The 17,979-nt window shown below is 67.4% G+C and carries 17 protein-coding genes; 13 read left to right on the top strand and 4 right to left on the bottom strand.

Annotation, left to right across the window (positions count from 1 at the left end; translation table 11 throughout):
• The coding region (locus tag BU124_RS13690; RefSeq protein WP_143530011.1) for a VWA domain-containing protein at positions 1 to 704 on the top strand (704 nt) is incomplete at its 5' end.
• A gap of 3 nt (positions 705 to 707) precedes the next feature.
• On the top strand, positions 708 to 1,571 hold the full coding sequence (bchO, locus tag BU124_RS13685; protein ID WP_084864134.1) for an alpha/beta fold hydrolase BchO: 864 nt from the start codon (positions 708 to 710) through the stop codon (positions 1,569 to 1,571).
• Between the two features lie 83 nt (positions 1,572 to 1,654).
• Here bchO and BU124_RS13680 read toward each other — a convergent pair whose 3' ends face one another.
• On the bottom strand, positions 1,655 to 1,870 hold the full coding sequence (locus BU124_RS13680) for a YjiS-like domain-containing protein (protein WP_084864135.1): 216 nt from the start codon (positions 1,868 to 1,870) through the stop codon (positions 1,655 to 1,657).
• A 120-nt stretch (positions 1,871 to 1,990) separates the two neighbouring features.
• On the opposite strand from BU124_RS13680, the gene BU124_RS14660 reads away from it, so the two are divergent.
• From BU124_RS14660 to BU124_RS13630, 11 genes are all read left to right on the top strand, one after another.
• Positions 1,991 to 2,302 (top strand): hypothetical protein, encoded by a 312-nt coding sequence (locus BU124_RS14660; RefSeq protein ID WP_143530010.1) that lies wholly within the window; start codon positions 1,991 to 1,993, stop codon positions 2,300 to 2,302.
• A gap of 39 nt (positions 2,303 to 2,341) precedes the next feature.
• The gene (glpD, locus tag BU124_RS13675; protein ID WP_425442467.1) at positions 2,342 to 3,937 is read left to right on the top strand and encodes a glycerol-3-phosphate dehydrogenase; all 1,596 of its coding nucleotides are present in this window, start codon (positions 2,342 to 2,344) and stop codon (positions 3,935 to 3,937) included.
• Positions 3,938 to 3,950: 13 nt separating this feature from the next.
• Complete coding sequence (locus BU124_RS13670; protein ID WP_084864132.1) at positions 3,951 to 5,039, top strand: ABC transporter ATP-binding protein; 1,089 nt, start codon at positions 3,951 to 3,953, stop codon at positions 5,037 to 5,039.
• A gap of 11 nt (positions 5,040 to 5,050) precedes the next feature.
• Positions 5,051 to 6,127, top strand: coding sequence for an ABC transporter ATP-binding protein (locus BU124_RS13665; protein WP_084864131.1), 1,077 nt, complete (start codon positions 5,051 to 5,053; stop codon positions 6,125 to 6,127).
• Complete coding sequence (locus tag BU124_RS13660; protein ID WP_084864130.1) at positions 6,127 to 6,996, top strand: carbohydrate ABC transporter permease; 870 nt, start codon at positions 6,127 to 6,129, stop codon at positions 6,994 to 6,996. Before BU124_RS13665 ends, BU124_RS13660 begins: the two co-directional genes overlap by 1 nt.
• 3 nt (positions 6,997 to 6,999) lie before the next feature.
• On the top strand, positions 7,000 to 7,851 hold the full coding sequence (locus BU124_RS13655; RefSeq protein WP_084864129.1) for a carbohydrate ABC transporter permease: 852 nt from the start codon (positions 7,000 to 7,002) through the stop codon (positions 7,849 to 7,851).
• Between the two features lie 22 nt (positions 7,852 to 7,873).
• Positions 7,874 to 8,146, top strand: a complete 273-nt coding sequence (locus BU124_RS13650; protein ID WP_084864128.1) for a DUF2160 domain-containing protein — start codon at positions 7,874 to 7,876, stop codon at positions 8,144 to 8,146.
• Positions 8,147 to 8,228: 82 nt separating this feature from the next.
• Positions 8,229 to 9,932 (top strand): ABC transporter substrate-binding protein, encoded by a 1,704-nt coding sequence (locus tag BU124_RS13645; protein ID WP_084864127.1) that lies wholly within the window; start codon positions 8,229 to 8,231, stop codon positions 9,930 to 9,932.
• A 137-nt stretch (positions 9,933 to 10,069) separates the two neighbouring features.
• Positions 10,070 to 11,557 carry a glycerol kinase GlpK gene (gene glpK, locus BU124_RS13640; protein WP_084864126.1) on the top strand — a complete coding sequence of 496 codons (1,488 nt, stop codon included), beginning with the start codon at positions 10,070 to 10,072 and terminating at the stop codon, positions 11,555 to 11,557.
• A gap of 4 nt (positions 11,558 to 11,561) precedes the next feature.
• Positions 11,562 to 12,545, top strand: a complete 984-nt coding sequence (locus tag BU124_RS13635) for a class 1 fructose-bisphosphatase (protein ID WP_084864125.1) — start codon at positions 11,562 to 11,564, stop codon at positions 12,543 to 12,545.
• A complete protein-coding gene (locus BU124_RS13630; protein ID WP_084864124.1) occupies positions 12,542 to 13,684 on the top strand; it encodes an iron-containing alcohol dehydrogenase in 1,143 nt (380 codons plus the stop codon). Before BU124_RS13635 ends, BU124_RS13630 begins: the two co-directional genes overlap by 4 nt.
• 470 nt (positions 13,685 to 14,154) lie before the next feature.
• Here the strand turns inward: BU124_RS13630 and BU124_RS13625 are convergent, their stop codons facing one another.
• The 3 genes from BU124_RS13625 to BU124_RS13615 form a co-directional block, all read right to left on the bottom strand.
• Positions 14,155 to 15,789, bottom strand: a complete 1,635-nt coding sequence (locus tag BU124_RS13625) for an acyl-CoA synthetase (RefSeq protein ID WP_084864123.1) — start codon at positions 15,787 to 15,789, stop codon at positions 14,155 to 14,157.
• A gap of 104 nt (positions 15,790 to 15,893) precedes the next feature.
• Positions 15,894 to 17,066 (bottom strand): glycine cleavage T C-terminal barrel domain-containing protein, encoded by a 1,173-nt coding sequence (locus tag BU124_RS13620; RefSeq protein WP_084864122.1) that lies wholly within the window; start codon positions 17,064 to 17,066, stop codon positions 15,894 to 15,896.
• 191 nt (positions 17,067 to 17,257) lie between these two features.
• The gene (locus BU124_RS13615; protein WP_084864121.1) at positions 17,258 to 17,752 is read right to left on the bottom strand and encodes an Lrp/AsnC family transcriptional regulator; all 495 of its coding nucleotides are present in this window, start codon (positions 17,750 to 17,752) and stop codon (positions 17,258 to 17,260) included.
• Positions 17,753 to 17,979 lie beyond the last annotated feature (227 nt).

Here is a 17,979-nt window from a genome sequence, read left to right as displayed (position 1 = left end):
GCCCCGACGGCCGCGCCCGCATCGACGTGATCGCCACCCTGCGCGCCGCCGCGCCCTGGCAGCGGCTGCGCGCGCGGCACGGCACGGCGCGGATCGTCATCCACCCCGGCGACATCCGCCTGCGCCGCTACGAGGACCGCTCGGACCGGCTGGTGATCTTCGTGGTCGATGCCTCGGGCTCGGCGGCGATGGCGCGGCTGGCCGAGGCCAAGGGCGCGGTGGAACTGCTGCTGGGCCAGGCCTATGCCCGGCGCGACCACGTCGCGCTGGTCGCCTTTCGCGGCACCGGGGCCGAGACGCTGCTGCCGCCCACGCGCTCGCTGGTGCAGGCCAAGCGGCGGCTGGCCGCCCTGCCCGGCGGCGGTGGCACGCCACTGGCGGCCGGGCTGCAAGCGGCCGCCGCGCTGTCCGAACAGGCCCGCCGCCGGGGGCTGACCCCGGCCTTTGCCCTGCTCACCGATGGCCGGGCCAATGTCGCGCTGGACGGCACGACCGGGCGCGCCACCGCGCGCGCCGACGCCGAAACCACCGCCGCGCTGTTGCGCGGCATGACCGACCAGGGCTGCGTGATCGACACGGCCCCGCGCCCCGGCCCCGAGGCCACGGCGCTGGCCGGCCAGCTGGCGGTGGACTGCATCAAGCTGCCCCGCGCCGATGCGCAGCGCCTCTCAGGCGCCATCGACCGCGCCCTGGACGGGGGCTGAGCCATGGACTGGACCCGCGACCTGGCCGACTGGCCCAACAGCGCGCTGTCGCGCCGCCTGCGCTGCCGTCCGCATGACTGGCACGTGCAGGAAACGGGTACCGGCGACACGCTGGTTTTGCTGCACGGCGCCGGGGCCTCGACCCACAGCTGGCGCGACGTGCAGCCGATCCTGGCCGAGACGTACCACGTCGTCGCGCTGGACTTGCCCGGTCAGGGGTTTACCCGAGCCGGCACCCTGCGCCGCTGCGGACTGGACAGCATGGCCGACGATATCGCGGCGCTACTGGCGGCCAACGACTGGACGCCTCGCGCGGTGATCGGCCACTCGGCGGGGGCCGCCATCGCCTTGCGCCTGAGCGAGATGCGCCAGGCCGCGGGCGAGATGCCCCCGCGCGTCGTCGGCCTCAATCCAGCCTTGGGCAACTTCGAGGGAGCCGCCGGCTGGCTTTTCCCGGCGCTCGCGAAACTGCTCGCGCTCAACCCTCTGACGGCATCGCTGTTTTCACTGGGCGCGCCCAGCACCGCCCGCGCGCGGCGACTGATCGAGAGTACCGGATCGCCGCTCGACGATGAAGGCTTGGCGCTTTACGCGCGACTGATCGCGGACCGTGCCCATGTGGACGCAACGCTGCAGATGATGGCGCAGTGGCGGATCGACCCGCTGCTTGGCCGGCTGGATCGGCTGGCGGCCGATTGCCTCTTCATCACAGGCGCGCGGGACAAGGCGGTGCCGCCGCGCGTCGCCGAGCGCGCCGCCGCGCGCATGCCCGCCTGCCGTGTCGAGACCCTGCCCGATCTGGGCCACTTGGCCCACGAGGAGGCGCCGGCCGAGATCGCAGCGCGCATCCTGAACTGGCTGTCCTGACCGCCGGACGGGTCGCCCCGCGCCCCGTGCTTTTTTGGGCGGGCGCAACAGGCCACGGCCCGAGACGCGGAAATCCGGATCGGTCAGACCTCGTCGGCGGCCTGCTGCGCGATCGCCGGGATCATAGAGCGGTGGATGCCCATGTCGGCAAGGTCGCGGTCACTGACGCGGGTCAGCTCGTCGAAGGTCTGCCGGTAGGCCTTGCGCCGTGCGGCGCGATGCGCCAGCGCGTCTCGCAGGTTGACGAGGCGGTCCCGCAGGGAGGGGCCGTGCGCGCGGATGTCGGTCGTATGTGCCATGATGGCCTCTTTCGTTTGGTGTTTCGTTTCGGCGCGGTTTGCGTCGATCACCACGTTACCTAAGGGGATGCGGCGCGCGCACAATCCGCCGAATGGTCAAAGCCGCCATGCAGGAAACGCATGGGATCTGCGCGGATCACGCCGGCCGCCCAACAGCCCGGCCTTTCGCACGCCGGGGCAGGACCGACCATCGGATTTCTTCGTTTTCTTTCGGTTTGCCGCCGCGCGGCGACACATTCGCGCGCCGGCAAACAGAATCAGCCGATGAACGACCCTCGTCGCGACGGCGACACCGATGCTGCCGGGCGGCTGGCCACCCGTGCGCCCGGACCCTGGCAAGGCCCTGAAGATATGTCAGAAATTTTAAACCGAATATTTCCGAACACAAACTTCTTGCGTTTTTTTATATTTCGTCACACCTTCAAACGGTGACGCGCATGGAGGATGCGAGGCACGAGGGAGGACCACGCCTTGACCAGCGGCTCGGAAAACGAGGTCACGGATCTCTTCATCGTCGGCGGCGGCATCAATGGCTGCGGCATCGCCCGCGATGCGGCCGGCCGTGGCCTGTCCGTCACGTTGGCCGAGATGAACGACCTTGCCTCGGCAACCTCGTCGGCCTCCACGAAACTGTTTCACGGCGGTCTGCGCTATCTGGAATTCTTCGAGTTCCGCCTCGTCCGCGAAGCCCTGATCGAGCGCGAGACGCTGCTGCGCGCCATGCCGCACATCAGCTGGCCGATGCGCTTCGTGCTGCCCTACCACAAGGACATGCGCTTCGACTCCGAGACGCCCACCTCGAAGCTGCTGTCGACGGTCATGCCGTGGATGAAGGGCCGCCGCCCGGCCTGGCTGATCCGGCTGGGGCTGTTTCTTTACGACAACCTCGGCGGGCGCAAGATCCTGCCCGGCACCACGACGCTGGACCTGACAACCGCGCCGGAAGGCGTGCCGCTTCAGGATCGCTTCGCCAAGGCCTACGAATACTCCGACTGCTGGGTCGAGGATTCGCGGCTGGTCGTGCTCAACGCCCGCGACGCCGAGGCGCGCGGCGCCCGCATTCGCACCCGCACCGAGGTGGTCAGCGCGGCGCGCGAGGATGACCTCTGGCGCATCGAGACGCGCGACACCGAGACCGGCGCGACCACGACGCACCGCGCGCGGATGCTGGTCAACGCCGCCGGCCCGTGGGTGGGCGACGTCATCCAGACGCGCGTGCGGCTCAATTCCAGCGACGGGGTGCGCCTGGTGCGCGGCAGTCACATCGTGACGCGCAAGCTCTATGACCACGACAAGTGCTATTTCTTCCAGGGCACCGACGGGCGGATCATCTTTGCCATCCCCTACGAGCGCGACTTCACCCTGATCGGCACGACCGATGCCGAACACGCCGACCCCGCAGCCAAGCCCGAGTGCACGCCGGACGAACGCCGCTACCTGCTGGATTTCGCCAACAACTACTTCGAGCAGGAGCTGGGCGAGGAGGACATCGTCTGGACCTATTCCGGTGTGCGCCCGCTGCATGACGACGGCGCCAGCAGCGCCACGGCGGCCACGCGCGACTACACGCTCAAGGTCGATGCGACGGGCGGGGCGCCGGTGCTGAACGTCTTCGGCGGCAAGATCACCACCTACCGGCGGCTGGCCGAGGCCGCGCTGGACCAGATCGGTGCGTATCTGAGCCTGTCGAAGGGGTCCTGGACGGCAGGTGTTCCGCTGCCCGGCGGCGATTTCCCGGTCGATGGTGTTGATGATCTGGTGACGGGCCTGTGCCGCGACCACCCCTTCCTGACCCGGGACTGGGCGCTGCGGCTAGTGCGCGCCTACGGCACCGAGGCGCGCGCCATTCTGGGCGATGCGGCCAGCGCCGACGACCTCGGCCGCGACTTCGGCGCGACCCTGACCGAGGCCGAGGTGCGCTGGCTGATGACGCGCGAATACGCGCGTTCGGCCGAGGACGTGATCTGGCGGCGCAACAAGTTGGGGCTGCGGTTGGAGGCGGCGCAGGTCGCGGCGCTGCAGGACTGGATGGCCGAGAATACCAGCCGCGCGGACGCCGCGGAATGAGGAGGAGAGGGGCATGACGCTTGAATTGAAGGGCGTGACCAAGAGCGTGGAGGGCCAGACCCACATCCACCCCACCGACATGACGCTCGAGGCGGGCACCATGAACGTGCTGCTTGGGCCGACGTTGTCGGGCAAAACCTCTCTGATGCGGCTGATGGCGGGGCTGGACGCGCCCAACAGCGGGCGGGTCTATTGGCGCGGCGAGGACGTGACCGGCATGCGCGTGCAGGACCGCAAGGTCGCCATGGTCTACCAGCAGTTCATCAACTACCCTTCGATGACTGTCTATGACAACGTCGCCTCGCCCATGCGACTGCTGGGGATGGACCGCGCCGAGATCGACCGCCGGGTGCGCGAGACGGCCGACCTGATGCAGCTGACCCCGATGCTGGAACGCAAGCCGCTGGAACTGTCGGGCGGCCAGCAGCAGCGCTGCGCCCTGGCCCGCGCGCTGGTCAAGGATGCCGGGCTGGTGCTGCTGGACGAGCCCCTGGCCAACCTCGACTACAAGCTGCGTGAGGAGTTGCGCATCGAGATCCCCAAGATCTTCGAGGCCGCGGGGTCGATCTTCGTCTATGCCACGACCGAGCCCGAAGAGGCGTTGTTGCTGGGCGGCAAGGTCGCCACCCTCTGGGAGGGGCGCATCACCCAGTTCGGCCCCACCCCCGAGGTCTATCGCCAGCCGGTAGACGCGACCACGGCGCGGGTCTTCAGTGACCCGCCCATGAACTTCCTGCCGATCTCGAAGACCGGCGAGCGCATTATGTTCGGCGACGGCCAGAGTGCCCCGGCCGCCGGTAAGCTGGCCGACCTGCCCGACGGGCGCTACACCGCCGGGTTCCGGCCCAACCACCTGGAGATCGGCCAGCACACGGCCGATGCGATGGAGTTTCGCGCCACGCTGAGCGTGACCGAGCTGACCGGGTCCGAGACCTTCGTGCACCTCGACCACCACGGTGAACGCTGGGTCGGCCTGATCCACGGGGTGCATGAGCTGACGCTGGGCGAGGAGCTCGGCGTCTGGCTGGACCCGCGCCATGTCTACATCTTCGGCGAGGACGGCGGCCTGGTCGCCCCCGCCGCCTATGCGCTCGCCGCCTGAGGGAGGAACCGATGGCCAAGATCACGCTCGACAATCTCGCGCATTCCTATTTGCCAAACCCGGCCTCCGAGGCGGATTTCGCGCTCAAGGAACTCAACCACGACTGGGAGGACGGCGCGGCCTATGCGCTGCTCGGGTCCTCGGGCTGTGGCAAGTCCACGCTTCTCAACATCATCTCGGGGTTGTTGCAGCCCAGCCAGGGGCGCATCCTGTTCGACGGCCGGGACGTCACCCATGCGCCCACGACCGAACGCAACATCGCGCAGGTTTTCCAGTTCCCGGTGGTCTACGACACGATGACCGTGCGCGACAACCTGGCCTTTCCCCTGCGCAACCGCGGCCGCGACGAGGGCTATGTCGCCCAGCGCGTGCAGGACATCGCCCGTATGATCGGCATGGAGGACGTGCTGCGCCGCAAGGCGCGCGGGCTGACGGCCGACGCCAAGCAAAAGATCAGCCTGGGCCGCGGCATGGTCCGCGAGGACGTCAACGCGCTGTTGTTCGACGAGCCGCTGACGGTGATCGACCCGCACATGAAGTGGGAGCTGCGCACGCAGCTCAAGACGCTGCACCGCGACTTCGGCCATACCATGATCTACGTCACCCACGACCAGACCGAGGCGCTGACCTTCGCCGACAAGGTCGTGGTGATGTATGACGGCCGCGTCGTGCAGATCGGCACGCCCGAGGAACTGTTCGAACGCCCCGCCCATACCTTCGTCGGCTATTTCATCGGCTCGCCGGGCATGAACGTCATCCCCGCGCAGGTTCAGGGCGACCGCGCCGTTGTCAACGGCTCGGACATTCCGCTGGGGCGGGCCTACCGGCCGCCCGAGGGCAAGGTCGAGATCGGCGTGCGCCCTGAATACGCGCGCCTGTCGCAGACCGAGGGCCTGCCGGTGCAGGTGCGCCGCGTCGAGGACGTCGGGCGCCACAAGATCATCCGGGCCGAGTTCTTCGGCCACGACATCAACATCATCGCCGGCGAGGACGACCGCGTCAGCGCCGACATGAACCGCGTCACCTTCGATGCGGACCACGTCAACGTCTACGCCAACGACTGGCGGGTGCAGGGGGAGGCCGCGTGATGAACAAGACCGTCAATCAAAAGGCCTGGTTTCTGGTGCTGCCGGTGCTTGTGCTGGTCGCCTTCTCGGCGGTGATCCCGCTGATGACCGTGGTCAACTATTCTGTGCAGGACACCTTCGGCCAGAACGAGTTCTTCTGGTCCGGCCTGATCTGGTTCGAGGACATGCTGGCCTCGGAGCGGATGTGGGACGCCCTCGGCCGCCAGTTGATGTTCTCGGGCATCATCCTGGCAATCCAGGTGCCATTGGGCATCTTCGTGGCGCTGAACATGCCCAAAAGCGGCGTCTGGTCCTCGGTCTGCCTGGTGCTGATGTCGCTGCCGCTGCTGATCCCCTGGAACGTGGTCGGCACCATCTGGCAGATCTTCGGGCGCGTCGACATCGGCCTGCTGGGCTACACGCTGGATGCCATCGGCATCAATTACAACTACACGCAGGACACGCTTGACGCCTGGGTGACGCTGATCGTCATGGACGTCTGGCACTGGACCTCGCTGGTTGCCCTGCTGGCCTTTGCCGGGCTCAAGTCGATCCCCGATGCCTATTACCAGGCGGCCAAAATCGACCAGGCCAGCCGCTGGAAAGTGTTCCGCTACATCGAACTGCCCAAGATGACCGGCGTGCTGACCATCGCGATCCTGCTGCGCTTCATGGACAGCTTCAAGATCTACACCGAACCCTTCGTCGTCACCGGCGGCGGGCCGGGCAACGCCACCACGCTGCTGTCGATCGACCTGGTCAAGATGGCACTGGGGCAGTTTGACCTCGGCCCCGCCGCCGCCTTCTCGATCATGTATTTCCTCGTGATCCTTCTCGTCTCGTGGGTGTTCTACACCGTGATGACCAACCTCGACAAACAGGAGGGCTGACCCATGGCCGACATGACCGCTACCCCGGCATCCAGCCGCCCGCGCGGCCTGCCCCGCGTCAACAGCCGCCTCGTGGTGATGATCCTCTACCTCGTGTTCCTGATGCTGCCGATCTACTGGCTGGTGAACATGAGCTTCAAGACGAACACGGAGATCCTGAACACCTTCTCGCTCTGGCCGCGCGACCTGACCTTCGCGAACTACGTCACGATCCTGACCGACCCGGCGTGGTACACCGGCTACATCAACTCGATCATCTACGTGACGATGAACACGGTGATCAGCCTCGCGGTGGCCCTGCCGGCAGCCTATGCCTTTTCGCGCTATCACTTCGTGGGCGACAAGCACCTGTTCTTCTGGCTGCTGACCAACCGCATGGCGCCTCCGGCCGTCTTCGCCCTGCCCTTTTTCCAGCTCTACAGTTCCGTGGGGCTGTTCGACACGCATATCGCGGTGGCGCTGGCGCACACGCTGTTCAACGTGCCGCTGGCGGTCTGGATCCTCGAAGGGTTCATGCGCGGCGTGCCCAAGGAGATCGACGAGACCGCCTATATCGACGGCTACGGCTTCGGGCGGTTCTTCGTGAAGATCTTCATGCCCCTGATCGCAAGCGGGATCGGGGTCGCGGCCTTCTTCTGCTTCATGTTTTCCTGGGTGGAGCTGCTGCTGAGCCGCACGCTGACCAGCGTTGATGCCAAACCCATCGCCGCCACGATGACCCGCACCGTGGGCGCCTCGGGCGTCGACTGGGGCGTGCTGGCCGCCGCGGGCGTGCTGACGATCCTGCCCGGCGCGCTGGTCATCTATTTCGTGCGCAACTTCATCGCCAAGGGCTTTGCCCTGGGCCGCGTCTGAACCGGAAAAGGGAGTATATCCAATGGCATGGATGGCATGGACCTGGCCGACGGCGATCTTTTTCATGGTCATCGCCGGTCTGCTGATCATCTTCTCGGTGCTCGCGGTCAAGTTCCCGGAAACCCCGCGCCGCGGTATCCTGCGGATCGACACGACGCGCGGCGACCGGCTTTTCATCACCCTTTTGGGCTCGGCCTTCATCAATCTGGCCTGGCTCGGACTCGTGGGGGCACAGCAACCCTATGCCCTCGTCGTCTGCCTGATCTACGCCCTCGCGGTCTTCCGCTGGGTCTGATCGGGTCCCGACGCGGCCGGACAAGGAGGGGGCCGGTCTCGAACAAACCCCCTCGTGCAATGGTTCAAAGGGAGGACACCACATGAACCTCAAGTTCAAACTGACCACCGCGACGGCAGCGCTCATGGCGCTTTCCGGGCAGGCGATGGCCGACATGGAAGCCGCGCGCGGCTTTCTGGACGAGAATATCGACCGCTCGGCGCTGAGCCGCGAGGCCCAGGAGGCCGAGATGCAGTGGTTCGTAGACGCCGCCGAACCCTATCAGGGCATGGAAATCAACGTCGTCTCGGAAACCATCGCGACGCATGAATACGAAAGCCAGGTCCTCGCGCCGGCTTTCACGGCAATCACCGGGATCGAGGTGACCCACGACCTGATCGGCGAGGGTGACGTCGTCGAACGCCTGCAGACCCAGATGCAGACCGGCGAGAACGTCTATGACATGTATGTCAACGACGCCGACCTGATCGGCACTCACTGGCGCTACCAGCAGGTCCGCAACCTGACCGACTGGATCGACGGCGACGGCGCCGCGGTCACCAACCCGGACCTCGACCTCGAGGATTTCATCGGCACCTCGTCGGCCACCGGACCTGACGGCAAGCTCTACCAGCTGCCCGTGCAGCAGTTCGCCAATGTCTACTGGTTCCGCCATGACTGGTTCACCGATCCCGAGATCATGGCCGATTTCGAAGAGGAATACGGCTACGAACTCGGCGTTCCGGTCAACTGGGCGGCCTATGAAGACATCGCCGAGTTCTTCACCGGCCGCGAGATCGACGGGCAAGAGGTCTATGGCAACATGGACTACGGGCGCAAGCACCCCAGCCTTGGCTGGCGCTTCACCGACGCCTGGATGTCGATGGCCGGGATGGGCGACACGGGTCTGCCGAACGGCGTTCCGGTCGACGAATGGGGCATCCGCGTCAACGACGACGCCCAGCCGGTCGGCTCCTGCATGGACCGCGGCGGCGCCACGAACAGCCCCGCGGCCGTCTATGCCATCGACAAGTACAAGAACTGGCTGGAAAACTACGCGCCGCCGGAAGCCGCCGGCATGACCTTCTCCGAGGCCGGTCCGGTTCCGGGCCAGGGGACCATCGCGCAGCAGATGTTCCTTTACACCACCTTCGTCGCCTCGCTGGTCGACGAGGACCTGCCGGTGATGAACGAGGACGGCACGCCGAAATGGCGCCTCGCGCCCAGCCCGCACGGGGCCTATTGGGAAGAGGGCATGAAGGTCGGCTATCAGGACGTGGGCTCGGCCACCCTGATGAAGTCCACGCCCGTTGACCGCGCGCAGGCCGCCTGGCTTTATGCGCAGTTCATCGCCTCCAAGACGGTGGACGTGGAGAAGTCGCACTACGGTCTGACCTTCATTCGCGAGAGCACGATCGAGCACGAGAGCTTCACCGAGCGCGCGCCGCGCCTCGGCGGCCTTGTCGAGTTCTATCGTTCGCCCGCGCGTGAAAACTGGACCGACACGGGCTTCAACGTGCCGGACTATCCGCGCCTCGCGCAGCTGTGGTGGCAGAACATCGGCGACGCGTCCTCGGGCGCCAAGACCCCGAAAGAGGCGCTGGACGCGCTCTGCGAGCAGCAGGAAGAGGTCATGGAGCGTCTCGAGCGTGCAGGTGTCCAGGGTGACATCGGGCCCGCGATGAACGAGGAGCGCGACCCCGGCTACTGGCTCGACCAGCCCGGTGCGCCGAAGCCCGCCCTCGAGAACGAGGACCCGGAGCCGGTCACCGTCAAGTACGACGAGCTGATCGAGTCCTGGCAGTAACGACAGGCACCGGGGCGCGCGCCGCGCGCCCCGGTGACAATTGCCTGTGTCATCATCCGGCTTGACCGGATGATCTTTTGGCCGGAGATCCCCGGGTCAGGCCCGGGGATTACCAGCAAACGAAGCGGACCCTTTCCATGACCCATGTCCTCGCCATCGACCAAGGCACCACATCGTCGCGCGCGATTCTCTTCGATGCCGCCATGGGCATCGCCGCGACCGCGCAAGAGGAATTCACCCAGCATTTTCCCGAAAGCGGCTGGGTCGAACACGACCCCGAGGAAATCTGGGCCACGACCGCCGGCACCTGCCGCGCCGCCATCGAGAAGGCCGGCCTCACCCCGGGCCAGATCGCCGCGATCGGCATCACCAACCAGCGCGAAACCACGCTGGTGTGGGACCGCGCCACCGGCAAGCCGATCCACAACGCCATCGTCTGGCAGGACCGCCGCACCGCCGCGTACTGCGCCGAGCTGCGCGCGGCCGGTCATGACAAGACGATCACGGACCGCACCGGCCTTCTGGCCGATCCCTATTTCTCGGGCACCAAGCTCAAGTGGATTCTCGACCGGGTCGAGGGCGCCCGCGACCGCGCCCGCCGGGGCGAGCTGCTTTTCGGCACCGTCGACACCTGGCTGATCTGGAAGCTGACCGGCGGCGCGGCCCATGTCACCGACGCGACCAACGCCGCGCGCACGATGCTTTATGACATCCACAAGGGGCGCTGGTCGTCCACCATCTGCGACTTGTTCGACATTCCCCCGCAGATGCTGCCGGAGGTGCGCGACTGCGCCGCCGATTTCGGCATGACCCGGCCCGATCTCTTTGGCGGCGAAGTCCCGATCCTCGGCGTCGCGGGCGACCAACAGGCGGCCACGCTGGGCCAGGCCTGTTTCGAGCCGGGGATGCTGAAATCGACCTACGGCACGGGCTGTTTCGCGCTGATGAACACCGGGCAGACGCCCGTCGCCTCGAAAAACCACCTGCTGACCACCATCGCCTATCAGCTGGACGGCACGCCGACCTACGCGCTGGAAGGCTCGATCTTCATCGCCGGGGCGGTGGTGCAATGGCTGCGCGACGGGCTGCGGATCATCCGCGACGCGGGCGAGACCCAGCCGCTGGCCGAGGCCGCCGATCCGACACAGGAGGTCACGCTGGTGCCGGCCTTCACCGGGCTGGGCGCGCCCTACTGGAACGCCGAATGCCGCGGCGCCGTCTTCGGGCTGACCCGCTCGAGCGGGCCGGCCGAACTGGCCCGCGCCGCGCTGGAGAGCGTTGGCTACCAGACGCGCGACCTGCTCGAGGCCATGCAGGCCGACTGGCAGGTCGAGGGCACGCGTCCCACCCTGCGCGTCGACGGCGGCATGACGGCTAGCGACTGGGCCATGCAGTTCCTGTCTGACATCATCGATGCGCCGGTGGACCGCCCCGAGGTGCTGGAAACCACCGCGCTCGGCGCGGCCTGGCTGGCCGGGCAGCGGGCGGGCGTCTACCCCGACATGGATGCCTTCGCGAAGGGCTGGCGGGTGGACCGCACCTTTACCCCGGCGATGGACGCGGCCACCCGGCAGCGCAAGTGCGCCGCCTGGGCGCGGGCCGTCGACGCCACCCTGCGGTATTGACGCCGTGACCGACCCGCACCCGACGCTGCGCCGGTTCCTGACCCGGCAGGCTGGCCCCATCGACCCCAACCTGGTGTTCCTGATCGAGGACATCGCCTCCGCCTGCCGGGCGATAGGCAACGCGCTGCGCAACGCCGCCTTCGAGGGCACGCAAGGCCATGCGGGGGCTGTCAACGTCCAGGGCGAGGACCAGAAGACGCTCGACCTGATCGCCGACGACATAATCGCGCGCAGCTGCGAGAACTCGCCCGACCTGGCTGCCCTCGTTAGCGAGGAACGCGAGGCCGCGCATTGGCTGAAGTCGCCAGAGGCGGGAGATTACCTGCTGTTCTACGATCCCCTGGACGGGTCATCGAACATCGACGTGAACCTCTCGGTCGGGTCGATCTTCTCGGTCACGCAGGTCGCGGCGGAGGGCGATACCGACGTGCTCAAGCCCGGCACGGCGCAGCGCTGCGCGGCCTATGCCCTTTACGGGCCGACGATGATGTTCGTCCTCAGCCTCGGGCACGGGGTCTACGGCTTTTCCTGCGAATACGGGACCGGCGATTTCCGCCTGACCCATGCCCGCATGCGCATCCCCGAAGAGACCGGCGAATTCGCGATCAATGCCTCGCGGCAGCGGTTCTGGACCGCCCCGATCCGCGCTTACGTCGCGGACTGCCTGGCCGGCGAGGACGGCCCGCGCGGGCGCGATTTCAACATGCGCTGGACGGCCTCGATGGTGGCCGATGTCCATCGCATCCTGACGCGCGGGGGCATCTTCCTCTACCCGGCCGACGCCGACAACCATGGCGCAGGCGGCAAGCTGCGCCTGCTTTACGAGGCCAACCCCATGGCGTTCCTCATCGAGCAGGCCGGCGGGGCCGCGACCCTTGGCACCGGGCGCATCCTCGACCTCGCGCCCGAGGGGCACCACCAGCGCGTGCCCGTCGTTCTGGGGTCGGCCCAAGAGGTCGCCCGGCTGGCCGACTATCACACCCCATGACACCATTTGCGGTCTCGGCCCCGGCACGCAGCCTGTTCGGGCGCGGCACCCGCGCCGAGGCGCCCGACGCTGTCGCGGCCATGGGCCGGCGCGTGGTCCTGGTGCGCGGGCGCGCGGTGGCCTGGGTCGACGCGTTGCACGCCGCGTTGACCGACCGCGGCTGCACGGTCGAAACTGTCTGGTCGCGGGGCGAACCCGACCTGGACGCCGTGCGGCAGGGCGTGGCGGCGGCGCGCGATCATGCCGCCGACAGTATCGTGGCCGCGGGCGGTGGTGCGGTGATCGACCTGGGCAAGGCCATCGCCGGGCTGGCCCCGGGCGCGGGGGACGCCGCCGACTACCTGCCCACCGGCGGCCCTGCCCCGCGGCCTATGCCCGACCCGCTGCCCATGGCCGCGATCCCGACGACCGCGGGAACCGGGGCCGAGGCGACGCGCAATGCCGTCATCGGGCTGCCGGACAGCCGCACCAAGGTCAGCCTGCGCGATGCGCGCCTCGTGCCCGACCTCGCGCTGGTGGACCCGGCCCTGACCGATGGCGCGCCCCGCGCCCTGACCCTGGCCAGCGGGCTGGACGCGATCACCCAGCTGATCGAAAGCTACCTGACCCACCGCGCAACGCCCGTCACCGACGCGCTGGCACGGTCGGCCCTGCCGCCCGCGCTAGCGGCGCTGGAAACACTGGCGCGCACCGAGGACCCGGAGGCGCGCGACGACATGGCCCGGGCGAGTTATCTCAGCGGCCTGGCGCTGGCGAATTCCGGGCTGGGGGTGGTGCACGGCCTGGCCTCGGTCATAGGCGGACGTGGCGGCGCGCACGGGGCGATCTGCGGCCGGCTCCTGCCCGCGGCGCTGGAGGGGAACGCGGCGGCGCTGCGGGCCGGCGGCCAGTCGACCGCCCGCATCGCGGAGATCGACGCGCTTCTCGCCCGGCACCTCGGGGCCCCGCAGGACAGCGGCAGCGCGGCCTTGCGGCGCTTCATCGACGACCACGGCCTGCCCGGCCTTGACGCGCTGAACCTGCCGGAAGAGGACAAGCCGCAGGTCGCGCAACGCGCCCTGTCAGCCTCGTCCACAGCGGCCAACCCCGTCGCCCTCACGCAAGAGGACATCGCGGCGATCCTGCAGCAGACGGCGTGAGCGGGGCGACGGCGGGCCGCGCCGTGGACCCAAGTGTTTTGCACCGAAAAAATATATCTTTGTGAGGGCCGCCGTCAGGCTGCACGGCAAGTATCCCGTGCAAAAACGTCAGATAACCGCAGTCAGCCCCGGAGCGGACGTTGGACGGCCCCTCGCTAGACCGCGGGATGGCGATCCGCCGGAGGGGCAGCAGCACTTTATCCCTGCCACATCCGAAATACCTCCGAGCAATGCACCAAGCCTCACAAATCGCCAGCCCGTCCGGGCGGTGTCGCCATTGTCGCTCGGACCAATGGCGCGACAATGACGACCGAGGGGCCGGGCACCTTCGGTGCTATTGCGGCCCCGGGGGCAGGAAATCGCGAACTATCTTGCAAAGCCCTTTCCCTGCGCGAAGCCGACGGTCGCTCCGTTGTCGAAAGGAGAAGGACACCGGCGGCGAACGTGGAACTTGCGTCAGGCGCAGAACACTAGGCCGAAAGGTCCGCCGCCCGTTCCCGCAGGACGAATTTCTGGATCTTTCCGGTCGAAGTGCGCGGGATCGTCTCGAACACGATCCGGTTGGGCACCTTGTAGTGCGCCAGGCTCTCGCGGCACCAGGCGCGCAGCGTCGCCTCGTCCGCCTGCTGGCCCGCGTTCAACTCGACAAAGGCGCAGGGGGTTTCGCCCCATTTGTCGTGCGGCATGGCGACCACAGCCGCCACGGCAACGGCCGGGTGGCGGTAGAGCGCCTCCTCGACCTCGATCGACGAGATGTTCTCGCCGCCCGAGATGATGATGTCCTTGGAGCGGTCCTTGAGCTGGACATAGCCGTCGGGGTGAACGACGCCGAGGTCGCCCGAATGGAACCACCCGCCCGCCAGCGCCTTTTGCGTGGCCTCCGGGTTGCGGAAATAGCCCTTCATCACGACGTTGCCGCGGAACATGACCTCGCCCATGGTCTCGCCGTCGCGGGGGACGGGCTGCATCGTCTCGGGGTCCAGCACGTCGAGTTGTTCCAGCGGCAGGTAGCGCACGCCCTGCCGGGCCTTCAGCCGGGCCTGTTCGGCGGCGGGCAGGACCGACCAGTCGGCGTGCCATTCGTTGACCACCGCCGGGCCGTAGGTTTCTGTGAGACCGTAAAGATGGGTCACGTCGAAGCCGGCGGAATCCATGCTGGCCAGCACGCTCTCCGGCGGCGGGGCGGCGGCGGTGAAGAACTGCACGCGGTGGTCGAGCGGGCGTTTCTCGGCCGCGGGAGCGCTCTCGATCAGCGACATGACGACGGGCGCACCGCACAGATGGGTCACGCCCTCCTCGGCCAGCGCGCGCCAGATCGGGTCGGACCGGACCTGCCGCAGGCAGACATGCGTGCCCGCGATGGCCGACAGCGTCCAGGGAAAGCACCAGCCGTTGCAGTGAAACATCGGCAACGTCCAGAGGTAGACGCTGTGCCGGGCCATCGAGGTCGTCAGCGCGTTGCCCTGGGCCAGAAGATAGGCGCCGCGATGGTGATAGACGACGCCCTTGGGGTCGCCGGTGGTGCCCGAGGTGTAGTTGATCGAGATCGCGTCCCATTCATCGTCGGGCATGCGCCAGGCAAAGTCGGGATCGCCCGCGGCGACAAGGGCCTCGTAGTCGTCGGCCCCGTCCATGTCGCCGGGGCCGTCGTATTCGGGATCGTCGTAGAGGATCACCTCGGGGGTGACCGTGGCCAGGTCCAGGGCCTCGCGCATCAGCGGGGCGAATTCGCGATCCACGATGACGATCCGCGCCATGGCGTGATCCAGTTGAAAGGCGATGACGGCCGGGTCCAGCCGCGTGTTGATCGAATGGAGGACAGCGCCGCACATCGGCACGCCGTAGTGACATTCCAGCATCGCCGGCGTGTTGGCCAGCATGACCGAGACCGTGTCCCCCCGCCCCATGCCGCGGGCCGATAGCGCCGAGGCCAGACGCCGCGACCGTGCGTAGAAGTCGGCGTAGTTGCGTCGCAGGGCCCCGTGCACGATGGCCGTGTGATCGGGAAACACGCTGGCGGCGCGTTCCAGAAACCCCAGCGGCGTCAGCGGCTGATGGTTCGCCGGGGTCCGGTCGAGGCCGGTGTCATAGTCAGCTCCACCCATGGATCGGGCCAATGCCAGCACGGGACGCGCGTGTCAATGTAGGGGCCACTGCCCCCATCTGCGGCCGGGGCAGCGCGGTCGCTGGGGCGGACATGCGACGGCCCCTACCCGGTGGCCTGGGCCGGCTTGGCGGCCCCGGTCGCGGCGATCTGCTTGCGCGGGTCGAAGAAGGGTTTTTCCACCACCCGCGCGGCGGCTTCACCGGAATGCGCCCGAACCCGTAGTTCGGTGCCCAACTCGGCGGACTCGACCGCCACCATGGCCAAGGCGATGTTCTTGTCCAGCCGGGGCGAGTAGACGGCCGAGGTTACCCGACCCACGAATTCACCGTCATGATTGACCGACCAGAACGCGGTGTTCGGCCCCGCCAACGGCTCACCGTCCAGGACCAGACCCACCTGCCTGCGGGTCACACCGTTATCACGGATGCGTTGCAGGGCGAACTTGCCTATGAAGTCGGCCTCCATGTCGGGGTTGACCAGCCGGCCGAGGCCCAGCTCGTAGGGGTTGGTGTGGATATCGGCGTCGGCGTGGTAGGACAGCATCCCGCCCTCGATCCGGCGGATGGTCGAGGTGTGGCCGGGCTTGAGGCCCATGGGCAGGCCGACGGCCATGATCCGCTCCCACAGGGCATCGCCCCAGGCGGAATCGCGCAGGTAGATTTCATAGCCCAGCTCGCTGGACCAGCCGGTGCGCGAGACGATCAGCGGGATGCCGTCCAGCTCGGTCTCAATGAACCAGTAATAGCGCAGGTCCGTGATCTCGTCGCCGAAGAGCGTGCGCATGATCTCGCCCGATTTCGGCCCCTGCAGTTGCAGCGGCGAGACGTCCGGCTCGGTGATGGTCACGTCGAGGCCCGAATGCACGGCCACGCCCTGCGCCCAGAGCAGGATGTCGCTGTCGGCCAGCGACAGCCAGAAGCGATCCTCGGCCAGTTTGAGCAGGATCGGATCGTTGAGGATGCCGCCCGCAGCGTTGGTGATAAGGACATACTTGCACTGGCCCACTGCCATTGTCGACAAGTCGCGCGGGGTCAGCATCTGGGTGAAGCGCGCGGCATCGGGGCCGGTGATTTCCACCTGCCGCTCGACGGCCACGTCGCAGAGGATCGCGTCGTTGACGAGATTCCAGAAGTTCTGTTCCGGGTCGCCGAAGTCGCGCGGGATGTACATGTGATTGTAGACCGAGAACCCCTGCGCGCCCCAGCGCACGGTCGCGTCGAAATATGGTGATTTGCGAATCTGGGTTCCGAAACCGAAGTCCTGAGATTGCATCATGTCGTCCTCCCTCAACTGCGCCTCGGGCCGCGCCCGCGGACTGCATTGTCTCCTTCCTCCGACATAGTCTGCCCGGCCTGTTCACGCGGCCTGAAATTCGGCCCTGGAGCAGTCTGTTCAGGCTTGGTTTCAAGGACTTGCAGCCCGATCGGACCACGTTGCCCGAAAGCGACACGGGCCTGTCGCAAATCTTATCGGCCGCCCCGCGCCGCCAGTTTCGCGATGTTGGGCTGTTCGGCCTTGATCAGCCGCGTCGCGAAATAGGTCATGTAACGGTCGATCGAGAGGTCTGCCGAGAGCAGATTGTCCATTACGGCCTGAAAGTCCGAAAGGCCGGGCGTCACCACAGTCAGGACGTAGTCGATTCCGCCGCCAGTCGCGACGCAGGTGATGATCTCGTCGACCGAGCCGACGTATTTCTCGAAGCGGTCGAAATCGGCCCGGCGATGGTGCGTCAGCGAGACCATCACCACCACCCGCGTCGCATCGACGACCCGCTCAAGCGCGATATCGGCGTGATAGCCACGGATGTAGCCCGCCGCGCGCAGCCGGTTCAGACGCGCCCAGCAGGGCGTTGCCGACAGGTTGACGATTTCGGCAAGCCTGGTCTTGCTCAGCTGGCCATGTTTCTGCACGGCGCTGAGGATGCGGATATCTGTTGGATCGAGCCCTTGTCGTTCTCGCATCTCCTGCCGCCCTGTCGCTTGACCGATGCGCGGCGGGTCGCCCCGACGACCCAGCCTCTCCCTAGCCTAAAGATAGGTCGGTGCATGGTCCGGAAAAGGCGGGTTTGCGACGTGTTGCGCATCGCCCACGTCACCGACGCGTGCCACGGCCGCCGGTGGCCCCTTTTGGCCGGGTCGCCCCTGTGCTAGGTCCTGCCGGATTTTGCACAACCGGACCCGCGCATGAT

This window comes from Salibaculum halophilum (assembly GCF_002094885.1).
Lineage (GTDB): Bacteria > Pseudomonadota > Alphaproteobacteria > Rhodobacterales > Rhodobacteraceae > Salibaculum > Salibaculum halophilum.
Note: the sequence above shows the minus strand (reverse complement) of the source record. Positions and strands in the feature narration are given on the sequence as shown.

What these genes read in the sequence shown, in the direction of transcription:
- bchO (WP_084864134.1), top strand. Translation starts at nt 708, where the DNA reads ATGGACTGGACCCGCGACCTGGCCGACTGGCCCAACAGCGCGCTGTCG.
- BU124_RS13680 (WP_084864135.1), bottom strand. Translation starts at nt 1,870, where the DNA reads ATGGCACATACGACCGACATCCGCGCGCACGGCCCCTCCCTGCGGGAC.
- BU124_RS14660 (WP_143530010.1), top strand. Translation starts at nt 1,991, where the DNA reads ATGGGATCTGCGCGGATCACGCCGGCCGCCCAACAGCCCGGCCTTTCG.
- BU124_RS13670 (WP_084864132.1), top strand. Translation starts at nt 3,951, where the DNA reads ATGACGCTTGAATTGAAGGGCGTGACCAAGAGCGTGGAGGGCCAGACC.
- BU124_RS13665 (WP_084864131.1), top strand. Translation starts at nt 5,051, where the DNA reads ATGGCCAAGATCACGCTCGACAATCTCGCGCATTCCTATTTGCCAAAC.
- BU124_RS13660 (WP_084864130.1), top strand. Translation starts at nt 6,127, where the DNA reads ATGAACAAGACCGTCAATCAAAAGGCCTGGTTTCTGGTGCTGCCGGTG.
- BU124_RS13655 (WP_084864129.1), top strand. Translation starts at nt 7,000, where the DNA reads ATGGCCGACATGACCGCTACCCCGGCATCCAGCCGCCCGCGCGGCCTG.
- BU124_RS13650 (WP_084864128.1), top strand. Translation starts at nt 7,874, where the DNA reads ATGGCATGGATGGCATGGACCTGGCCGACGGCGATCTTTTTCATGGTC.
- BU124_RS13645 (WP_084864127.1), top strand. Translation starts at nt 8,229, where the DNA reads ATGAACCTCAAGTTCAAACTGACCACCGCGACGGCAGCGCTCATGGCG.
- glpK (WP_084864126.1), top strand. Translation starts at nt 10,070, where the DNA reads ATGACCCATGTCCTCGCCATCGACCAAGGCACCACATCGTCGCGCGCG.
- BU124_RS13630 (WP_084864124.1), top strand. Translation starts at nt 12,542, where the DNA reads ATGACACCATTTGCGGTCTCGGCCCCGGCACGCAGCCTGTTCGGGCGC.
- BU124_RS13625 (WP_084864123.1), bottom strand. Translation starts at nt 15,789, where the DNA reads ATGGGTGGAGCTGACTATGACACCGGCCTCGACCGGACCCCGGCGAAC.
- BU124_RS13620 (WP_084864122.1), bottom strand. Translation starts at nt 17,066, where the DNA reads ATGATGCAATCTCAGGACTTCGGTTTCGGAACCCAGATTCGCAAATCA.
- BU124_RS13615 (WP_084864121.1), bottom strand. Translation starts at nt 17,752, where the DNA reads ATGCGAGAACGACAAGGGCTCGATCCAACAGATATCCGCATCCTCAGC.